Below are 17,438 nucleotides of genomic sequence, written 5' to 3'. Positions count from 1 at the left end.
AATGTAATGGGGTGGCAGATTACGCTGTTTTTTCTATAACCAACTTCGCTACCATTTCAATATGCTGAGGTTCAGCATTCAAAGCAGGGATATATCGGAACGATTTCCCACCATTAGCAAGAAAAATTTCGCGGTTTTCTTCTTCAATTTCTTCAAGGGTTTCTAAGCAATCGGTGGAGAAGCCGGGGCAAATCACAGCAACTTTTTCAATGCCTTGAGTTCTGGTGGCATTTTGTAAAAAATGATCGGTATAAGGCTGTAGCCATTCCTCACGTCCAAAACGGGATTGAAAGCAAAGCTGCCATTGATTTTCCGTTAAGCCTAGCTTATCTACCACAGCAAGGGTGGTTTGTTTGCAATGTTCACGGTAATAATCCCCATTTTGCTCATAACGGAGCGGAATGCCGTGGTAAGAAAACAGTAAAAATTCATCGTCTTGCCATTGGGCTTTAATGGAAGCAGTAAGGGCGTTAAGGTAATTTTCATTCAGATGATAGGAATGAATAAATTCAAACGGCACGATGCCACGAACGGATTTTAACGCGTGGGCGAAACTGTCAAACACCGCAGCGGTAGTTGTACTGCTATATTGCGGGTAGAGTGGTAGCACAATGATTTTATCCACTTGATTTTTGAGTAAATTTTGCACCGCACTTTGTATTGAAGGGTTGCCATAAGTCATTCCAATTTCTACGAGAATATTTTGTTCTCGTTCATCAAAATAATTTTGCAAGGCTTGCTTTTGTTGCTGTGCGATCACCAGCAAAGGCGAACCCTGTTTTGTCCATACACTGCGATAGGTTTCAGCGACGCGTTTGGATCGGCAGGGCAAAATCACGCCTTTTAATAGGGGCCACCATTTCCAACGAGGCAGATCCACCACACGGGGATCGGTTAAAAACTGCCACAAATAGCGAGAAATTGCCTGTGGCTCAGGGGCATCTGGCGTGCCTAAGTTGGCGAGAATAACGCCAATTTTATTTATTTTCATTGAGTAATCACACTTAAAGTCAATTTTGCGAAACAGCATAGTCTATCGGCTTGATCTTTAATGTCAATCTGCCAAAATTGGGTAGTTTTGCCAAGACGAATTGGCGTGGCTCTTGCGGTAACGCTCCCCTCACGCACAGGGCGGAGGTGGCTGGCATTGATGTCTAACCCCACAACGACTTGATTTTCTTCCACACAGCAAAAGCCTGCCATTGAGCCAACGGTTTCCGCCAGTGCAGCGGAAATTCCGCCGTGCAAAAAGCCCATTGGTTGGGTGGTGCGGTGATCCACTGGCATTGTGGCTTCTAGCCAATCTTCTCCTTGGGCGGTAAATTGAATGCCTAAATGTCCAACAGCACATTGGGCGTTGAATTGATTAAGTTGTTCTAAAGTAAAGGTTTTTTTCCAAATTTTCATCATTTTTAGCTCAATAAGGTGAGTAACGCCTGCACGGGGTGTTTTGGTTGCCATTTGGCAAAACGTTTTATTTGACTACGGCAAGAATACCCTGTGGCAAGACATTGTTCGGGGTTTTTGCCGTGAAGTTTTTTTGCCCAAGAACTGGCATAGATAGCCTTAGACATCTCAAGGTGTTGCGTTTCGTGTCCAAATGTCCCTGCCATACCGCAGCAGCCCACGTTTTCCACCTGTAAGCTTTGCCCAAAATGGGAGAAGATTTCTTGCCATTCTTTCGGGCTGTTCGGTAAACCTGTGGCTTCGGTGCAGTGAGGGAAAAGGTACCAATCAGAAAAAGTGCGGTCATTTTTCACCGCACTTTTTACGGCTTGGCTGAAATGCTCGGACGGAAGCTGATTTTTCAGCCATTGGTGAGCGGTTAGCACTTGGAAATCACCGCGTTCATCGCCTAAAATCTCACGATATTCATCACGATAAGAAAGCACAATGGCAGGATCAACCCCCACTAATGGCAAGCCAAGTTTTGCCATTCGATTTAAAAATGTCGCTTGATTCTTGGCAGTTTTGGCAAAGCGACTTAGGAAGCCTTTAATATGTTGGGCTTTGCCATTGGGCTTGAACGGCAACAAAATAGGGCGATAGCCGAGTTTTTGCGTTAGTGCGACAAAATCTGCTACCACTTTGGCATCATAATAAGAGGTGAAAGGATCTTGCACGATCAGCAACATTTTGTCTTTTTCTCGCTCATTGAGGCGTTCCAGTTGCTCTAAGGAAAGCCCTTGATAATTCAGCTCAACCAACTGCTGTTGCAAATTTGGCTGGCTTAATCGCGGTAAATCCACCATTCCCAAGCATTTTTTCGCGATGGGTTGTGTGATTTTTGCCGCAGTGAAAAAGTTAAAAAATTGCGGGGCTTTTGCCATATAAGGGGCAACCAGTTCGACATTCGATACCACATAATCTTTTATTGGGCGAGGGTAGCGTTGGTGATAGAAATGTAAAAATTTCGCACGGAAACTCGGCACGTCAATTTTAATCGGGCATTGACTGGCACAGGCTTTGCACGAAAGGCAAGTATCCATCGCCGCTTTCACTTCGTGAGAAAAATCATACTCGCCACGATATTTGCCTACGCTGGCACGAAATTTTTCAACCAAATCAGACAGTTTCATTTTCTGTTTGCGGAAATCCAGTTGCTCAGGGGAAACCTTTTGATTAGCGAGTAAACGCAACCATTCACGCACCATCGCAGCCCGTCCTTTCGGTGAGAAAAGGCGATTTTTGCTTACTTTCATTGACGGACACATCGTGCTATGCACATCAAAATTAAAGCATAATCCATTACCATTACAGTTCATCGCCCCTGCAAATTCCTGCTTCATTTGTACGGGGATTTGTCTGTCTTGATCTGCTCGCATTGGCGATAAGATAGAATAGAGCGATTGGCTACTTTCAAGTGCGGTGCAAATTTTGCCCGGATTTAAGCGGTTTTGTGGATCAAACAGGGTTTTGATGTAACGCAATTCTTGCCAGAGTTCGGGGGTAAAAAAGGTTTCGCCATATTGCGAACGCATTCCCTTACCGTGTTCGCCCCAAATTAAGCCGCCATATTTATGGGTGAGTTCTGCCACTTGATCGGAAATTTGCTTGAATAATTTCACTTGTTCAATATCGCATAAATCAAGGGCAGGACGAACGTGCAATACGCCCGCATCAACGTGGCCGAACATTCCGTATTCTAACTGGTGAGCGTCTAACAAAGCTCGAAACTCGCTGATGTAATCCGCCAAATGTTCAGGCGGGACGCAAGTATCTTCCACAAACGGAATCGGCTTCGCTGCCCCTTTGGCATTGCCAAGCAAGCCCACCGATTTTTTTCGCATCGCATAAATGCGTTCAATGGAAGGCAGATCGGTGCAGACTTGATAGCCGATGATGTCATCTTGCTGTTGAGCGATTTTTTCATCGAGCTGGGTGCAAAGGCGAGCCACTTGTTTTTCAATCATTGATTTGCTATTGCCCGCATATTCCACAATATTTAAGCCTAAAATTGGGTTTTCCGCGTCTTCAGTTAAAAGATCTTGGACAGAGTGCCAAATAATATCTTGCTTGGCGAGGTTTAGCACTTTGCTATCTACGGTTTCCACCGAAAGGGCGTTAGCTTTCAGCATAAAAGGGGCGTTTCTCAACGCGGCATCGAAAGAGCGGTATTTAATATTTATTAACGTGCGGTATTGCGGAATGGGAGTAAGGTTTAATGTAGCTTCGCAAATAAAGGCAAGCGACCCCTCTGATCCCGTGAGGATACGAGATAAATTAAACTCAGTTTCTTCATTATTAAAGACATTCTTTAGATCATAGCCCGTTAAGAAGCGGTTAAGCTGCGGCAAATCACGCAAAATAACTTCGCGTTTTTCTTTACAACGTTGAAAAATTTGCTGATGGAGTGTTTTGCTGCGTTTTGATAGAGGCTGTTGCTGGAGAGATTGTGCAAAATTTTCTGTGCTTAATGGTTGAGTGTCAATCACATCGCCATCTATTAGTACCGCACGTAACCCTAAAACGTGATTGGAGGTCTTTCCATAGCGTAACGAGCCTTGTCCTGAGGCATCGGTGTTAATCATTCCGCCTAAGGTAGCGCGGTTGCTGGTGGATAATTCAGGCGAGAAAAATAAGCCATAAGGTTTAAGAAATTGATTAAGTTGATCTTTCACCACGCCCGCTTGCACTTTGACCCAGCGTTCTTTTACGTTGAGTTCAAGAATTTGTGTCATATGACGGGATAAATCCACAATAATATTGTTATTGAGTGATTGTCCGTTTGTCCCCGTGCCACCACCGCGAGGGGTAAAAGTTAAACTTTGATATTTCTCTCGTTGGGCAAGTTTGGTTAAACGAACCACATCAGCAAGGGTTTTAGGGAATAAAATTGCCTGCGGGAGTTGTTGATAGACACTATTATCAGTGGCAAGCGATAAGCGATCGGCATAATTTGAAGCAATATCGCCTTCAAAATGTTGTTGTTTAAGTTCTTCTAGATAGTCAGATACTAAAGGGGATATTTGTGGAATATTTATTAAACGTGGTAGCATCTTATTACTTACTCTATTAGGGTTAATTGAATAATGAACAGGATTCTAGCATATTGTGATTATTCTTTCATTGCAATAAATGCTTCCTTTTATTTTGGTAAAATTTGCTTAAAAATTATGCTAGTTAGCATTGTATTCGTATAAATTATAAACAAAAAGAAGAAAAATTGTTTGATTTTCTGTTTTTTCAGGTCGATAATACGCACGCTTTGATTAGTTTTAGCCTGTAATGTCGAGGTAACTAAAAAAGTATAACTATGATAGGGGATGGGATTATTCTTTCCCCGTAGATAAGATTAAACGAAGTAATATAGTGAAGTATATTATGTATGTTTGGCATTTATTTAAGTATAGGTTTATGCTGAATAAAGCGTTTATTTTAGATTTATTGATGAAAACATAGAGGATCATCCAAATGAAAAAAACTGCAATCGCATTAGCAATCGCTGGTTTAACTGCTGCGTCAGTAGCACAAGCTGCACCACAAGCAAACACTTTCTATGCTGGTGCAAAAGCGGGCTGGGCATCTTTCCACGATGGTTTAAACCAATTTGAAAACTCACAAAATGCAGATGGTACATTGCGTAATTCTGTAACTTATGGGGTGTTCGGTGGTTACCAAATTACTGATAACTTCGCTGTTGAGCTAGGTTATGATGACTTTGGGCGTGCTAAAAGCCGTCAAGGCGGTGAAACTGTTATAAAACACACAAATCACGGAGCTCACTTAAGCTTAAAAGCAAGTTATCCAGTGCTTGAAGGATTAGATGTTTATGCTCGCGTTGGAGCAGCGTTGATTCGTTCTGATTATAAACCAACTAAAAGAGCAGCTCCTAATCAGACGCACGAACATAGCTTAAAAGTTTCTCCAGTATTCGCTGGTGGTTTAGAGTATAACTTACCATCATTACCAGAACTTGCATTACGTGTTGAATATCAATGGGTAAATAAAGTAGGACGTGTGGAAAAAGATGGTAGCCGTGTAGATTATACACCAAGCATCGGTTCTGTAACTGCTGGTTTATCTTACCGTTTTGGTCAAAGTGCACCAGTTGTTGAACCTAAGGTTGTTGCAAAAACATTTGCATTAAATTCAGATGTTACTTTCGCATTTGGTAAAGCAAATTTACGTCCAGAAGCACAAAATGTATTAGACGGTATTTATGGTGAAATCGCACAGTTAAAATCAGTACAAGTAGATGTTGCTGGTTATACTGACCGTATTGGTAGCGAAGCAGCCAACTTGAAATTATCACAACGTCGTGCTGATACTGTGGCTAACTACTTAGTTTCTAAAGGTGTTGCTCAAGAAGTGATTTCTTCAACAGGTTATGGTGAAGCGAACCCAGTAACTGGTGCGAAATGTGATACGGTTAAAGGTCGCAAAGCATTAATCGCTTGTTTAGCAGACGATCGTCGTGTAGAAATCTCAGTTAAAGGTGAAGAGTAATTTCTTAACACGTTAATTCGTTGATAATATAGAAGACCTAAACGAAAGTTTAGGTCTTTTGTTATATCATCAATCTAGAAAATAGAGAGGTAAAACAAATGAAAAAATGGATAATCGCGGCGGTGGTGGCTGTAGTAGTTGCCTTTACGTTAATGGGAAGTTACAACGGCTTAGTGCAAGCAGAAGAAAAAATTGATGCCGTATGGGCAAATGTAGAATCGCAATACCAGCGCCGTGCGGATTTAATTCCAAATATTGTAAATACCGTAAAAGGGCAGGCTAATTTTGAAAAAGAAACCCTTACAGGCGTGATTGAAGCCCGTGCGAAAGCGAGCCAAATTAAAATTGATCCAGCTAATATGACGCAAGAGCAGCTAGCACAATTCCAACAAGAGCAAAATTCTGTGGGATCGGCATTATCTCGTTTATTGGTTACGGTGGAAAAATACCCAGAGCTGAAAGCACACGACGGCTTTATGAATTTACAGGCACAGTTAGAGGGAACTGAAAACCGTATTAATGTTGCACGTGATAAATTCAATGAGGCAGCACGCGAATATAATCAAAAAATTCGTCAGTTCCCAACAAAATTGGTGGCAATGATTTTTGGCTTCAAAGAAAAACCTTATTTTAAAGCCACAGTTGGGGCAGAAAATGCACCTGTGGTAAATTTTAACTAAAGTGCGGTTATTTCTATGGCGATTTTTTCAAAACTTCCTTTTGATAAAAAGCAAATTGAGGCGGCGATTGCCCGCCTCGAGCAACGCAGTTCCGCAGAATTGCGAGTTTACATTGAACGGCATCTTCCCAAATCACAACTTTCCGCAATTCAGCACGCATTGTCGATTTTTACGCAACTTGCAATGACCGAAACCCAAGCTCGTAATGGCGTGCTGATTTATATCGCCTATAAAGATCAGCAATGTGCTATTATTGGCGATGAGGGCATTCATCAATATGTTGGGGAAGCGTTTTGGCAGCAACAATATGTGGCGATGGTGGAAGATTTCCAGCAGAAACGCTATACACAAGGGGTTGTCAATACGATTGAGCGTATTGCACAACGTTTAACCTTGCATTTTCCAATTCAGCCCGATGATCGTAATGAACTCGATAATGAGGTGATAATCAATGATTAAACGAATGAAAAGTGCGGTGGTTTTTTTGCTAATTTTTTTTAGTTTAACCGCCAACGCAGTGAATTTCCCCCCTCCACCAAATCCTTTTCATTATGTGAATGATTACACCAATACACTGATGCCATCGGAAAAGCAGTTATTAGAAAATAAACTGATTGCTTATTCGAAAGAAACCAGCTCACAAATTGCGGTGGTATTGATTCCTAGCACGGGAAATTATGACATTGCACAATACAGCTTTGAGCTTGGTGATAAATGGGGCATTGGTCGTAAGCAGTTGAATAATGGCGTATTAATGCTAATTGCCGTAAAGGATCGCAAAATTTTTATCGCCACAGGGCAAGGGCTAGAGGGGGCATTGCCCGATGCGTTTTTATCGCAAATTATCCGTAATGTCATTACTCCCGCATTCAAAAAAGGGCAATATATGCTGGGCATTGATCGCGGGCTGGATTACATTATTGCCGCAAGCAAAGGGGAATATGGAGCGGCAATACAAGATGATGAGGGGCTGGCACAATATATCCCATTATTAATGATCTCGGCATTTGTGTTGATTGTTTTATTGGGTGAATTAGGTGGTCGCCGAACACCTTACATTAGCCCTGCCAGCCCTAGCCGCACATCAACCTTTAACCGCCGCAATGGTGGGGGAGGATTCAGCGGTTTTGGTGGAGGCTCAGGTTTCGGCGGCTCTGGTGGCGGTTTCGGAGGAGGTGGCTTCGGCGGAGGCGGTGCAGGGGGAAGCTGGTAATAGTTGATTATTTTGCTCAAGTTATTGGTATCCCTACGGGCTTATGCTACAATTCGCCCACTTAATGATAAACGAGGATAATTATGGAAACTTTAGAACGTATTAAAAAACAAATTTCTGAAAACCCTATTCTAATTTATATGAAAGGCTCACCAAAATTCCCTTCTTGTGGGTTTTCTGTAAGAGCGGTAGAAGCCTTAATGAATTGTAAGGTGCCTTTTGGTTATGTGGATATTTTACAAAATCCCGACATTCGTGCTGAACTTCCCGCTTATGCAAATTGGCCAACTTTCCCACAATTATGGGTTGAGGGCGAGCTAATTGGCGGTTGCGATATTATTTTAGAAATGTATCAACAAGGCGAGTTGCAAACGCTACTTGCAGAGGTCGCAGAACGTCATAAAAGCGGAATAAATAACTAATTTTTATAATGAGTTGATGCAGTTTTGCTAGTTGATTAAAGGTTTAGGTAGAAAATCTAAACCTTTTTTCATACCAGCTTGAAATTATTGCTTATTTCTTCTAAAAAATATGGGATATTTCATATTTTCATCATAAGCTCTTTTCTATTTTCCCAATGACTTTATATAGCATAAAAAGTGCGGTACAACCCCCCCCCAAATTTAGACCGCACTTTACATTTCTCCAGCAAAAATCGGCTAATAAAACTGCAAGGCGTTGAAAGAATAACCAAACAACAAAAAAATGAAAAAATTTTGCAAAAAAAGACTTGCATCGATTTCAAAAATCCCTATAATATGCCGCACACAACGACGCGACGTTGTAAACAGTTTGAAAGTACACCTCGCGTCGTTCTTTTTTGCTCTTTAACAATCAATCAGACAATCTGTGTGGGCACTTGTTGAATTCTGAAAAAATTAAAGATTTATAAACAATGAGTGCGTAACTGAAATTCATCGTGATTTTAAATGAAATCACAGAGCTTTGTTAGTGTACGAATTGAGAAAGATTAAACTGAAGAGTTTGATCATGGCTCAGATTGAACGCTGGCGGCAGGCTTAACACATGCAAGTCGAACGGTAACGGGTTGAAAGCTTGCTTTCAATGCTGACGAGTGGCGGACGGGTGAGTAATGCTTGGGAATCTGGCTTATGGAGGGGGATAACCATTGGAAACGATGGCTAATACCGCATAGAATCGGAAGATTAAAGGGTGGGACTTTTTGCCACCTGCCATAAGATGAGCCCAAGTGGGATTAGGTAGTTGGTGAGGTGAAGGCTCACCAAGCCTGCGATCTCTAGCTGGTCTGAGAGGATGGCCAGCCACACTGGGACTGAGACACGGCCCAGACTCCTACGGGAGGCAGCAGTGGGGAATATTGCGCAATGGGGGGAACCCTGACGCAGCCATGCCGCGTGAATGAAGAAGGCCTTCGGGTTGTAAAGTTCTTTCGGTGGTGAGGAAGGTTGGTGTGTTAATAGCACACTGATTTGACGTTAGCCACAGAAGAAGCACCGGCTAACTCCGTGCCAGCAGCCGCGGTAATACGGAGGGTGCGAGCGTTAATCGGAATAACTGGGCTTAAAGGGCACGCAGGCGGTAAATTAAGTGAGATGTGAAATCCCCGAGCTTAACTTAGGAATTGCATTTCAGACTGGTTTACTAGAGTACTTTAGGGAGGGGTAGAATTCCACGTGTAGCGGTGAAATGCGTAGAGATGTGGAGGAATACCGAAGGCGAAGGCAGCCCCTTGGGAAGCTACTGACGCTCATGTGCGAAAGCGTGGGGAGCAAACAGGATTAGATACCCTGGTAGTCCACGCTGTAAACGCTGTCGATTTGGGGATTGGGCTTTAGGCTTGGTGCCCGTAGCTAACGTGATAAATCGACCGCCTGGGGAGTACGGCCGCAAGGTTAAAACTCAAATGAATTGACGGGGGCCCGCACAAGCGGTGGAGCATGTGGTTTAATTCGATGCAACGCGAAGAACCTTACCTACTCTTGACATCCTAAGAATCCTGTAGAGATACGGGAGTGCCTTCGGGAGCTTAGAGACAGGTGCTGCATGGCTGTCGTCAGCTCGTGTTGTGAAATGTTGGGTTAAGTCCCGCAACGAGCGCAACCCTTATCCTTTGTTGCCAGCACTTCGGGTGGGAACTCAAAGGAGACTGCCAGTGATAAACTGGAGGAAGGTGGGGATGACGTCAAGTCATCATGGCCCTTACGAGTAGGGCTACACACGTGCTACAATGGTGCATACAGAGGGAAGCGAGCCTGCGAGGGGGAGCGAATCTCAGAAAGTGCATCTAAGTCCGGATTGGAGTCTGCAACTCGACTCCATGAAGTCGGAATCGCTAGTAATCGCAAATCAGAATGTTGCGGTGAATACGTTCCCGGGCCTTGTACACACCGCCCGTCACACCATGGGAGTGGGTTGTACCAGAAGTAGATAGCTTAACCTTCGGGAGGGCGTTTACCACGGTATGATTCATGACTGGGGTGAAGTCGTAACAAGGTAACCGTAGGGGAACCTGCGGTTGGATCACCTCCTTACCAAATAGAATAGATGAGTGCTCACACAGATTGTCGTGATGGTTGTTAGACAATAAATAGCAAATAGACAGTATCGTTGTGAAAGCAACGAAAAAAAAACCGAAAAAAAGACCGCACTTGCGGTACCCTTGTGGGTCTGTAGCTCAGGTGGTTAGAGCGCACCCCTGATAAGGGTGAGGTCGGTGGTTCAAGTCCACTCAGACCCACCACTCATTGCTGGGCAATATCCATGATTGAGTGAATGAGGGGCGGTTTAGGAATAGAATTGGGGATATAGCTCAGCTGGGAGAGCGCCTGCCTTGCACGCAGGAGGTCAGCGGTTCGATCCCGCTTATCTCCACCAAATCATACCATTTAATAAAATCATTGCTAAGTATTCTCATATTAGATAACCGAGTAAGAGAGAATATTTACCAATGATAATGAAAATTATCGAATTTGCTCTTTAACAATAGAAAAACAAGCTGAAAACTGAAGAGACTTTCAAGCTAATGAGGGAGTGGTGAGAGTAATAGAACTGCTTTCTGATTAAATTGAAAAAGTCTGAGTAAAAAGACTTACTTGAACAAAAGCAAGTAAGCGTTCTCAGCGAGAGAACAACTTCGGGGAAAAATCCTTGAGGTTGTATAGTTAAGTGAGAAAGCGTACAGGGCGGATGCCTTGGCAATCAGAGGCGAAGAAGGACGTGCTAATCTGCGAAAAGCGTGGGTGAGTTGATAAGAAGCGTTTAACCCACGATGTCCGAATGGGGAAACCCGATAGGCGAAGAGCCTATCATTGCGAGGTGAATAAAATAGCCTCGTAAGGCGAACCGGGAGAACTGAAACATCTAAGTACCCCGAGGAAAAGAAATCAACCGAGATTCTGTGAGTAGCGGCGAGCGAAAGCGGAGGAGCCAGTAAGTAATAGCAGCAGAGATAGAGGAATTGTCTGGGAAGGCAAGCGACACAGGGTGATAGCCCCGTACTTAAAATCCAGGCTGTGGTACTAAGCTTACGAGAAGTAGGGCGGGACACGAGGAATCCTGTCTGAAGATGGGGGGACCATCCTCCAAGGCTAAATACTCCTGATTGACCGATAGTGAACCAGTACTGTGAAGGAAAGGCGAAAAGAACCCCGGTGAGGGGAGTGAAATAGAACCTGAAACCCTGTACGTACAAGCAGTGGGAGCCCGCAAGGGTGACTGCGTACCTTTTGTATAATGGGTCAGCGACTTATATTTTGTAGCGAGGTTAACTGAATAAGGGAGCCGAAGGGAAACCGAGTCTTAACTGGGCGTTGAGTTGCAAGGTATAGACCCGAAACCCGGTGATCTAGCCATGGGCAGGTTGAAGGTTGGGTAACACTAACTGGAGGACCGAACCGACTAATGTTGAAAAATTAGCGGATGACTTGTGGCTGGGGGTGAAAGGCCAATCAAACCGGGAGATAGCTGGTTCTCCCCGAAATCTATTTAGGTAGAGCCTTGTGTGAATACCTTTGGGGGTAGAGCACTGTTTCGGCTAGGGGCCCATCCTGGGTTACCAAACCGATGCAAACTCCGAATACCAAAGAGTAATGCACAGGAGACACACGGCGGGTGCTAACGTCCGTCGTGGAGAGGGAAACAACCCAGACCGCCAGCTAAGGTCCCAAAATCTATATTAAGTGGGAAACGAAGTGGGAAGGCTTAGACAGCTAGGATGTTGGCTTAGAAGCAGCCACCATTTAAAGAAAGCGTAATAGCTCACTAGTCGAGTCGGCCTGCACGGAAGATGTAACGGGGCTAAAATATAGTACCGAAGCTGCGGCATCAGGCGTATCACTAATACGCCTTAACGATTAACCACTTGCGAAGCAAGTGGGTAAAGCGAAAAACACGTTGAGTGTAATGGCAAAGAATCGAAGAGGGATATTAGTGATACGTCTGTTGGGTAGGGGAGCGTTGTGTAAGCGGAAGAAGGTGGTTCGAGAGGATTGCTGGACGTATCACAAGTGCGAATGCTGACATAAGTAACGATAAAACGGGTGAAAAACCCGTTCGCCGGAAGACCAAGGGTTCCTGTCCAACGTTAATCGGGGCAGGGTGAGTCGGCCCCTAAGGCGAGGCTGAAAAGCGTAGTCGATGGGAAACGGGTTAATATTCCCGTACTTGGTAAAGTTGCGATGTGGGGACGGAGAAGGTTAGGTTATCGACCTGTTGGAAATGGTCGTTTAAGTTGGTAGGTGGGTGAGTTAGGCAAATCCGGCTCACCGTTAACACTGAGAGATGATGACGAGGCACTAAGGTGCTGAAGTAACTGATACCACACTTCCAGGAAAAGCCACTAAGCTTCAGGCTTTACTAAACCGTACTGAAAACCGACACAGGTGGTCAGGTAGAGAATACTCAGGTGCTTGAGAGAACTCGGGTGAAGGAACTAGGCAAAATAGCACCGTAACTTCGGGAGAAGGTGCGCCGGCGTAGATTGTAGTGACTTGCTCACGAAGGTTGAACCGGTCGAAGATACCAGCTGGCTGCAACTGTTTATTAAAAACACAGCACTCTGCAAACACGAAAGTGGACGTATAGGGTGTGATGCCTGCCCGGTGCTGGAAGGTTAATTGATGGTGTAATCGAAAGAGAAGCTCCAGATCGAAGCCCCAGTAAACGGCGGCCGTAACTATAACGGTCCTAAGGTAGCGAAATTCCTTGTCGGGTAAGTTCCGACCTGCACGAATGGCATAATGATGGCCAGGCTGTCTCCACCCGAGACTCAGTGAAATTGAAATCGCCGTGAAGATGCGGTGTACCCGCGGCTAGACGGAAAGACCCCGTGAACCTTTACTATAGCTTGACACTGAACCTTGAATTTTGATGTGTAGGATAGGTGGGAGACTGTGAAGCGGTAACGCCAGTTATCGTGGAGTCGTTGTTGAAATACCACCCTTTAACGTTTGATGTTCTAACGAAGTGCCTGAAACGGGTACTCGGACAGTGTCTGGTGGGTAGTTTGACTGGGGCGGTCTCCTCCCAAAGAGTAACGGAGGAGCACGAAGGTTTGCTAATGACGGTCGGACATCGTCAGGTTAGTGCAATGGTATAAGCAAGCTTAACTGCGAGACAGACAAGTCGAGCAGGTGCGAAAGCAGGTCATAGTGATCCGGTGGTTCTGAATGGAAGGGCCATCGCTCAACGGATAAAAGGTACTCCGGGGATAACAGGCTGATACCGCCCAAGAGTTCATATCGACGGCGGTGTTTGGCACCTCGATGTCGGCTCATCACATCCTGGGGCTGAAGTAGGTCCCAAGGGTATGGCTGTTCGCCATTTAAAGTGGTACGCGAGCTGGGTTTAGAACGTCGTGAGACAGTTCGGTCCCTATCTGCCGTGGGCGTTGGAGAATTGAGAGGGGCTGCTCCTAGTACGAGAGGACCGGAGTGGACGCATCACTGGTGTACCAGTTGTCTCGCCAGAGGCACTGCTGGGTAGCTAAATGCGGAAGAGATAAGTGCTGAAAGCATCTAAGCACGAAACTTGCCTCAAGATGAGTTCTCCCTGACTTAAAGTCAGTAAGGGTTGTTGGAGACGACGACGTAGATAGGCTGGGTGTGTAAGCGGTGTGAGCCGTTGAGCTAACCAGTACTAATTGCCCGAGAGGCTTAACTATACAACGCTCAAGGGTTTTGGCTTGTTTTTGTTAAAGAAGTAAAGAACGAATAGAAAAGATAAAGAATGTAAAGAATTTAAAGAATTATCTTGGCGGCGAAAGTGCAGTGGACCCACCTAAATCCATGCCGAACTTAGAAGTGAAACGCTGTAACGCCGATGGTAGTGTGGGAATTTCCCATGTGAGAGTAGGACACCGCTAGGTTTTATTTTGTTAATTTATTTTTGTTTAAGTAAATTAACAAAATAAAATTTTTTGGCAGCTATAGTGTAGCGGACCCACCTAATTCCATGCCGAACTTAGAAGTGAAACGCTATAACGCCGATGGTAGTGTGGGGAATCCCCATGTGAGAGTAGGTCACTGCCAATTATCAATTTTGCGGAGCGGTAGTTCAGCTGGTTAGAATACCTGCCTGTCACGCAGGGGGTCGCGGGTTCGAGTCCCGTCCGTTCCGCCACTTCATTTAGGGGCGTAGTTCAATTGGTAGAGCACCGGTCTCCAAAACCGGGTGTTGGGAGTTCGAGCCTCTCCGCCCCTGCCATATAAATTCTTTATTCTATCTTATATAAAAGTTTTATACATAGACGTTAGATAATGCTTAAACTATGGCATTATTTCTTCTAGAAATAATGCAGTATTATTATAATTTTTTGTACAGTTTTAGTATAAACTCCATTGATTAAATAACTTCACAAAACTAAATGGAATATCATTTCATATTCCTTCCAATAATAGTTTAATTAATTAAAACAGGACTAGGTAATAAACACATAGAGTAAAGTATATTTCTTAATCTATTTCTTTTCTTCACTTAAATATTTATTTACTAGAGATATTGTCTTTTAGCAATGTTATATATTTTATAGAATAACCTTAACTATGTTAAGGTATTATTAATAATGTTTTAATGCTGAAATAAAAGCTTATTTTATTGGCATTTTAATATAAGTTTAATCGTATGTACTTATAATAGTATAAAGAAATATTTATATGAATAATATTATCTATTTTAATATTGTGTAAAAGCTTGTTAATAATCTTTTAATTTATGTTAATTTATTGTTGAATAAGTGGTTTTTTTATTTGTATATATACCTTTTTATGAAAATCTACCGTATACTTCATCAAAGTAATTAATGACTTTTCCCCTTAGTTCATTAAATAAATTGTTTTACTGTGAGTTGTTATGCCTGAATATGTTTATTTTAGTGAACAAGTTTCATTTTCTTCACCACAAAAGATAGAACAGATTCGTTTATTTTTGGAAAATAATGATTTAGAGTTAGATAACCAAATTTTACGTTTTATAGTTTATTACAGTGAATTAGATAATAAAATTATTGCTTGTGGTGGTGTTGCACACAATATTATTAAATGTGTTGCAATTTCTTCTGAATATCGTGGTACAGGATTAGCATTAAAACTTGCTACAGATTTAATTAATCTAGCTTACGATATTGGTTATTCACGCCTTTTCATTTATACCAAACCAGAAAATGAGTTCTTATTTTCACAATGTGGTTTTTTTACCATTTCTACTGCGTATCCTCATCTCGTTTTAATGGAAAACAGTAAGATGCGTTTACAGAAATATTGCAATCAATTAAGAAATGCAAGAAAAATGGGTAAGAAGATAGGAGCTATTGTAATGAATGCCAATCCTTTTACGTTGGGGCATCGCTATTTAATTGAACAAGCCGTGGTGCAATGTGATTATGTTCATATTTTTCTCGTGGAAGAAGATGCTTCCCGCTATGCTTATGCCGATCGCCTGCGTTTATTAAAAAAGGGGATTGGCGATTTGCGTACCGCCATTATTCACCCGAGTTCAAGTTACATTATTTCGCGTGCGACCTTTCCAGCTTATTTTCTAAAAGATCAAGGATTAGTTGATAAATGTTATATGGAAATTGATTTGAAGCTGTTCCGTCGATATATCGCACCAACTCTTGGAATTACCCACCGATTTGTCGGGACAGAACCTTTTTGTCAGCTAACGGCAGCCTATAATCAAAATATGCATTACTGGCTAGAGGAAGCTGAAATGGCAGCACCACCAATTAAGGTTGTTGAAATTGAACGTAAAACATATCAAGGGCAAGCCATTTCTGCCTCTACTGTTCGTAAGCTTGCAGATCAGAAGAATTGGCAAGAACTGTCCCATTTTGTGCCTGATAGTACACTTAGTTTTTTGCAAGGATTGGCCGTTCAAACACAAGATTAATTTATTATTGAGATGCAAAAATTATTTTAAGGAGCAATTATGCGTATAACGAAGGTAGCCGTTGCTGGAACATTGGAATCTAGCGATGTAATGATCAGAGTTGCACCAAGTGAAACCATTGATATTGAATTACATAGCTCGGTGGCAAATCAATTTGGTGAGGCAATTCTTGAAACAATCCATACTGTTTTAAAGCAACTTGGTGTTAATGCTGTGCAGTTAATTATTGATGATAAAGGTGCTTTAGATTGTGTGTTACAAGCTAGATTGAAAACGGCATTATTACGAGGCAGTGATGAAGCCGTGCAATGGGAGGCGTTATTATGAAATTAAGACGTAGTATGTTATTTGTGCCGGGTTCTAACGCGGCAATGTTAAGTAATAGCTTTATTTATAAGCCCGATGCTATTATGTTTGACTTGGAAGATGCCGTCGTGTTGAAAGAAAAAGATAGTGCAAGAATGCTTGTTGCACACGCTTTGAAAAACCCATTTTATCAAGATATAGAAACAGTTGTACGGGTAAATCCCTTAGATTCAGCATTTGGACTTGATGATTTAAATGCGGTAGTTAGAGCTGGAGTGGGTATTGTTCGCTTACCTAAAACGGATACTGCTCAAGATGTGGTTGATATGGATAATGCGATTGCTGAAATTGAAAAGCAGTGTGGGCGAGTTGTTGGCAGTACGAAGCTATTAGCGGCGATTGAATCGCCATTAGGGGTAACACAAGCAAATGAGATCGCAAAAGCCTCATCTCGTTTGATTGGAATTGCATTAGGGGCGGAAGATTATGTTCGGAATTTGAAAACAGAACGTTCACCTGATGGTGTGGAATTATTGTTCGCCCGCTGTACGATTTTACAAGCCGCCCGAGCTGCCGGAATTATGGCATTTGATACGGTATTCTCTAATGCTGATGATGAAGAAGGTTTCTTGCGAGAAGCCTCATTGATTAAACAGCTTGGTTTTGACGGAAAATCCTTAATTAACCCACGCCAAATTGAATTGATTCATAATCTCTATGCTCCTTCACAGAAAGATGTTGATTTTGCAAAACGGGTAATTAGTGCGGCAGAACAAGCCGAAAAAGAAGGACTGGGTGTAGTATCCTTGAATGGAAAAATGGTAGATTCGCCGATTATTGAACGTGCAAAACTTGTTTTACAGCGAGCAGCTTTATCAGGGATTCGTGAGGAATAATTATGAATAATAGAGAAAAACGTATTG

11 protein-coding genes, 4 tRNA genes and 4 rRNA genes are annotated in these 17,438 nt (G+C 42.9%); 16 read left to right on the top strand and 3 right to left on the bottom strand.

Annotated features, from left to right (window positions below; all coding sequences use genetic code 11):
* Positions 1 to 19: 19 nt before the first annotated feature.
* From hemH to ydiJ, 3 genes are read right to left on the bottom strand one after another with little or no spacing between them, the layout of a single operon-like run.
* Positions 20 to 991 carry a ferrochelatase gene (gene hemH, locus DXZ23_RS01370; RefSeq protein ID WP_017806413.1) on the bottom strand — a complete coding sequence of 324 codons (972 nt, stop codon included), beginning with the start codon at positions 989 to 991 and terminating at the stop codon, positions 20 to 22.
* On the bottom strand, positions 988 to 1,407 hold the full coding sequence (locus DXZ23_RS01365) for a hotdog fold thioesterase (RefSeq protein WP_021723706.1): 420 nt from the start codon (positions 1,405 to 1,407) through the stop codon (positions 988 to 990). The genes hemH and DXZ23_RS01365 overlap by 4 nt, the downstream gene beginning before the upstream one ends.
* Before the next feature lie 5 nt (positions 1,408 to 1,412).
* Positions 1,413 to 4,499 carry a D-2-hydroxyglutarate dehydrogenase YdiJ gene (gene ydiJ / locus DXZ23_RS01360; protein WP_017806415.1) on the bottom strand — a complete coding sequence of 1,029 codons (3,087 nt, stop codon included), beginning with the start codon at positions 4,497 to 4,499 and terminating at the stop codon, positions 1,413 to 1,415.
* 415 nt (positions 4,500 to 4,914) lie between these two features.
* Between ydiJ and ompA the strand changes: the two genes are divergently transcribed.
* The 16 genes from ompA (at position 4,915) to citE (ending at position 17,411) form a co-directional block, all read left to right on the top strand.
* On the top strand, positions 4,915 to 5,949 hold the full coding sequence (gene ompA / locus DXZ23_RS01355; protein ID WP_021723705.1) for a porin OmpA: 1,035 nt from the start codon (positions 4,915 to 4,917) through the stop codon (positions 5,947 to 5,949).
* Positions 5,950 to 6,047: 98 nt separating this feature from the next.
* Positions 6,048 to 6,629, top strand: coding sequence for a LemA family protein (locus tag DXZ23_RS01350; protein WP_017806417.1), 582 nt, complete (start codon positions 6,048 to 6,050; stop codon positions 6,627 to 6,629).
* A 15-nt stretch (positions 6,630 to 6,644) separates the two neighbouring features.
* A complete protein-coding gene (locus DXZ23_RS01345) occupies positions 6,645 to 7,088 on the top strand; it encodes a TPM domain-containing protein (RefSeq protein ID WP_017806418.1) in 444 nt (147 codons plus the stop codon).
* Positions 7,081 to 7,842 carry a TPM domain-containing protein gene (locus DXZ23_RS01340; protein WP_017806419.1) on the top strand — a complete coding sequence of 254 codons (762 nt, stop codon included), beginning with the start codon at positions 7,081 to 7,083 and terminating at the stop codon, positions 7,840 to 7,842. Before DXZ23_RS01345 ends, DXZ23_RS01340 begins: the two co-directional genes overlap by 8 nt.
* Positions 7,843 to 7,925: 83 nt before the next feature.
* Positions 7,926 to 8,264 (top strand): Grx4 family monothiol glutaredoxin, encoded by a 339-nt coding sequence (grxD, locus tag DXZ23_RS01335; protein ID WP_017806420.1) that lies wholly within the window; start codon positions 7,926 to 7,928, stop codon positions 8,262 to 8,264.
* 550 nt (positions 8,265 to 8,814) lie between these two features.
* A 16S ribosomal RNA gene (locus DXZ23_RS01330) occupies positions 8,815 to 10,355 on the top strand.
* A 132-nt stretch (positions 10,356 to 10,487) separates the two neighbouring features.
* A tRNA-Ile gene (locus DXZ23_RS01325) sits at positions 10,488 to 10,564 on the top strand.
* A 58-nt stretch (positions 10,565 to 10,622) separates the two neighbouring features.
* Positions 10,623 to 10,698, top strand: a tRNA-Ala gene (locus DXZ23_RS01320).
* Between the two features lie 285 nt (positions 10,699 to 10,983).
* Positions 10,984 to 13,984 (top strand): 23S ribosomal RNA (locus DXZ23_RS01315).
* Between the two features lie 88 nt (positions 13,985 to 14,072).
* A 5S ribosomal RNA gene (rrf, locus tag DXZ23_RS01310) occupies positions 14,073 to 14,188 on the top strand.
* 50 nt (positions 14,189 to 14,238) lie between these two features.
* Positions 14,239 to 14,354: ribosomal RNA gene (rrf, locus tag DXZ23_RS01305) — 5S ribosomal RNA — on the top strand.
* The 16S, 23S and 5S rRNA genes sit together here with 4 tRNA genes alongside, the layout of an rRNA operon.
* Before the next feature lie 11 nt (positions 14,355 to 14,365).
* Positions 14,366 to 14,442, top strand: a tRNA-Asp gene (locus DXZ23_RS01300).
* An 8-nt stretch (positions 14,443 to 14,450) separates the two neighbouring features.
* Positions 14,451 to 14,526 (top strand) — tRNA-Trp (locus tag DXZ23_RS01295).
* A 645-nt stretch (positions 14,527 to 15,171) separates the two neighbouring features.
* Positions 15,172 to 16,209, top strand: coding sequence for a [citrate (pro-3S)-lyase] ligase (citC, locus tag DXZ23_RS01290; protein WP_017806421.1), 1,038 nt, complete (start codon positions 15,172 to 15,174; stop codon positions 16,207 to 16,209).
* A gap of 39 nt (positions 16,210 to 16,248) precedes the next feature.
* A complete protein-coding gene (gene citD / locus DXZ23_RS01285; RefSeq protein ID WP_017806422.1) occupies positions 16,249 to 16,536 on the top strand; it encodes a citrate lyase acyl carrier protein in 288 nt (95 codons plus the stop codon).
* Positions 16,533 to 17,411 (top strand): citrate (pro-3S)-lyase subunit beta, encoded by an 879-nt coding sequence (gene citE / locus DXZ23_RS01280; RefSeq protein WP_017806423.1) that lies wholly within the window; start codon positions 16,533 to 16,535, stop codon positions 17,409 to 17,411. Before citD ends, citE begins: the two co-directional genes overlap by 4 nt.
* Positions 17,412 to 17,438 lie beyond the last annotated feature (27 nt).

It is taken from the genome of Avibacterium paragallinarum (assembly GCF_900450705.1).
Classification (GTDB): domain Bacteria; phylum Pseudomonadota; class Gammaproteobacteria; order Enterobacterales; family Pasteurellaceae; genus Avibacterium; species Avibacterium paragallinarum.
Note: the sequence above shows the minus strand (reverse complement) of the source record. Positions and strands in the feature narration are given on the sequence as shown.

Excerpts from the sequence above, each read along its gene's own strand:
- hemH (WP_017806413.1), bottom strand. The coding sequence starts at position 991 with ATGAAAATAAATAAAATTGGCGTTATTCTCGCCAACTTAGGCACGCCA.
- DXZ23_RS01365 (WP_021723706.1), bottom strand. The coding sequence starts at position 1,407 with ATGAAAATTTGGAAAAAAACCTTTACTTTAGAACAACTTAATCAATTC.
- ydiJ (WP_017806415.1), bottom strand. The coding sequence starts at position 4,499 with ATGCTACCACGTTTAATAAATATTCCACAAATATCCCCTTTAGTATCT.
- ompA (WP_021723705.1), top strand. The coding sequence starts at position 4,915 with ATGAAAAAAACTGCAATCGCATTAGCAATCGCTGGTTTAACTGCTGCG.
- DXZ23_RS01350 (WP_017806417.1), top strand. The coding sequence starts at position 6,048 with ATGAAAAAATGGATAATCGCGGCGGTGGTGGCTGTAGTAGTTGCCTTT.
- DXZ23_RS01345 (WP_017806418.1), top strand. The coding sequence starts at position 6,645 with ATGGCGATTTTTTCAAAACTTCCTTTTGATAAAAAGCAAATTGAGGCG.
- DXZ23_RS01340 (WP_017806419.1), top strand. The coding sequence starts at position 7,081 with ATGATTAAACGAATGAAAAGTGCGGTGGTTTTTTTGCTAATTTTTTTT.
- grxD (WP_017806420.1), top strand. The coding sequence starts at position 7,926 with ATGGAAACTTTAGAACGTATTAAAAAACAAATTTCTGAAAACCCTATT.
- citC (WP_017806421.1), top strand. The coding sequence starts at position 15,172 with ATGCCTGAATATGTTTATTTTAGTGAACAAGTTTCATTTTCTTCACCA.
- citD (WP_017806422.1), top strand. The coding sequence starts at position 16,249 with ATGCGTATAACGAAGGTAGCCGTTGCTGGAACATTGGAATCTAGCGAT.
- citE (WP_017806423.1), top strand. The coding sequence starts at position 16,533 with ATGAAATTAAGACGTAGTATGTTATTTGTGCCGGGTTCTAACGCGGCA.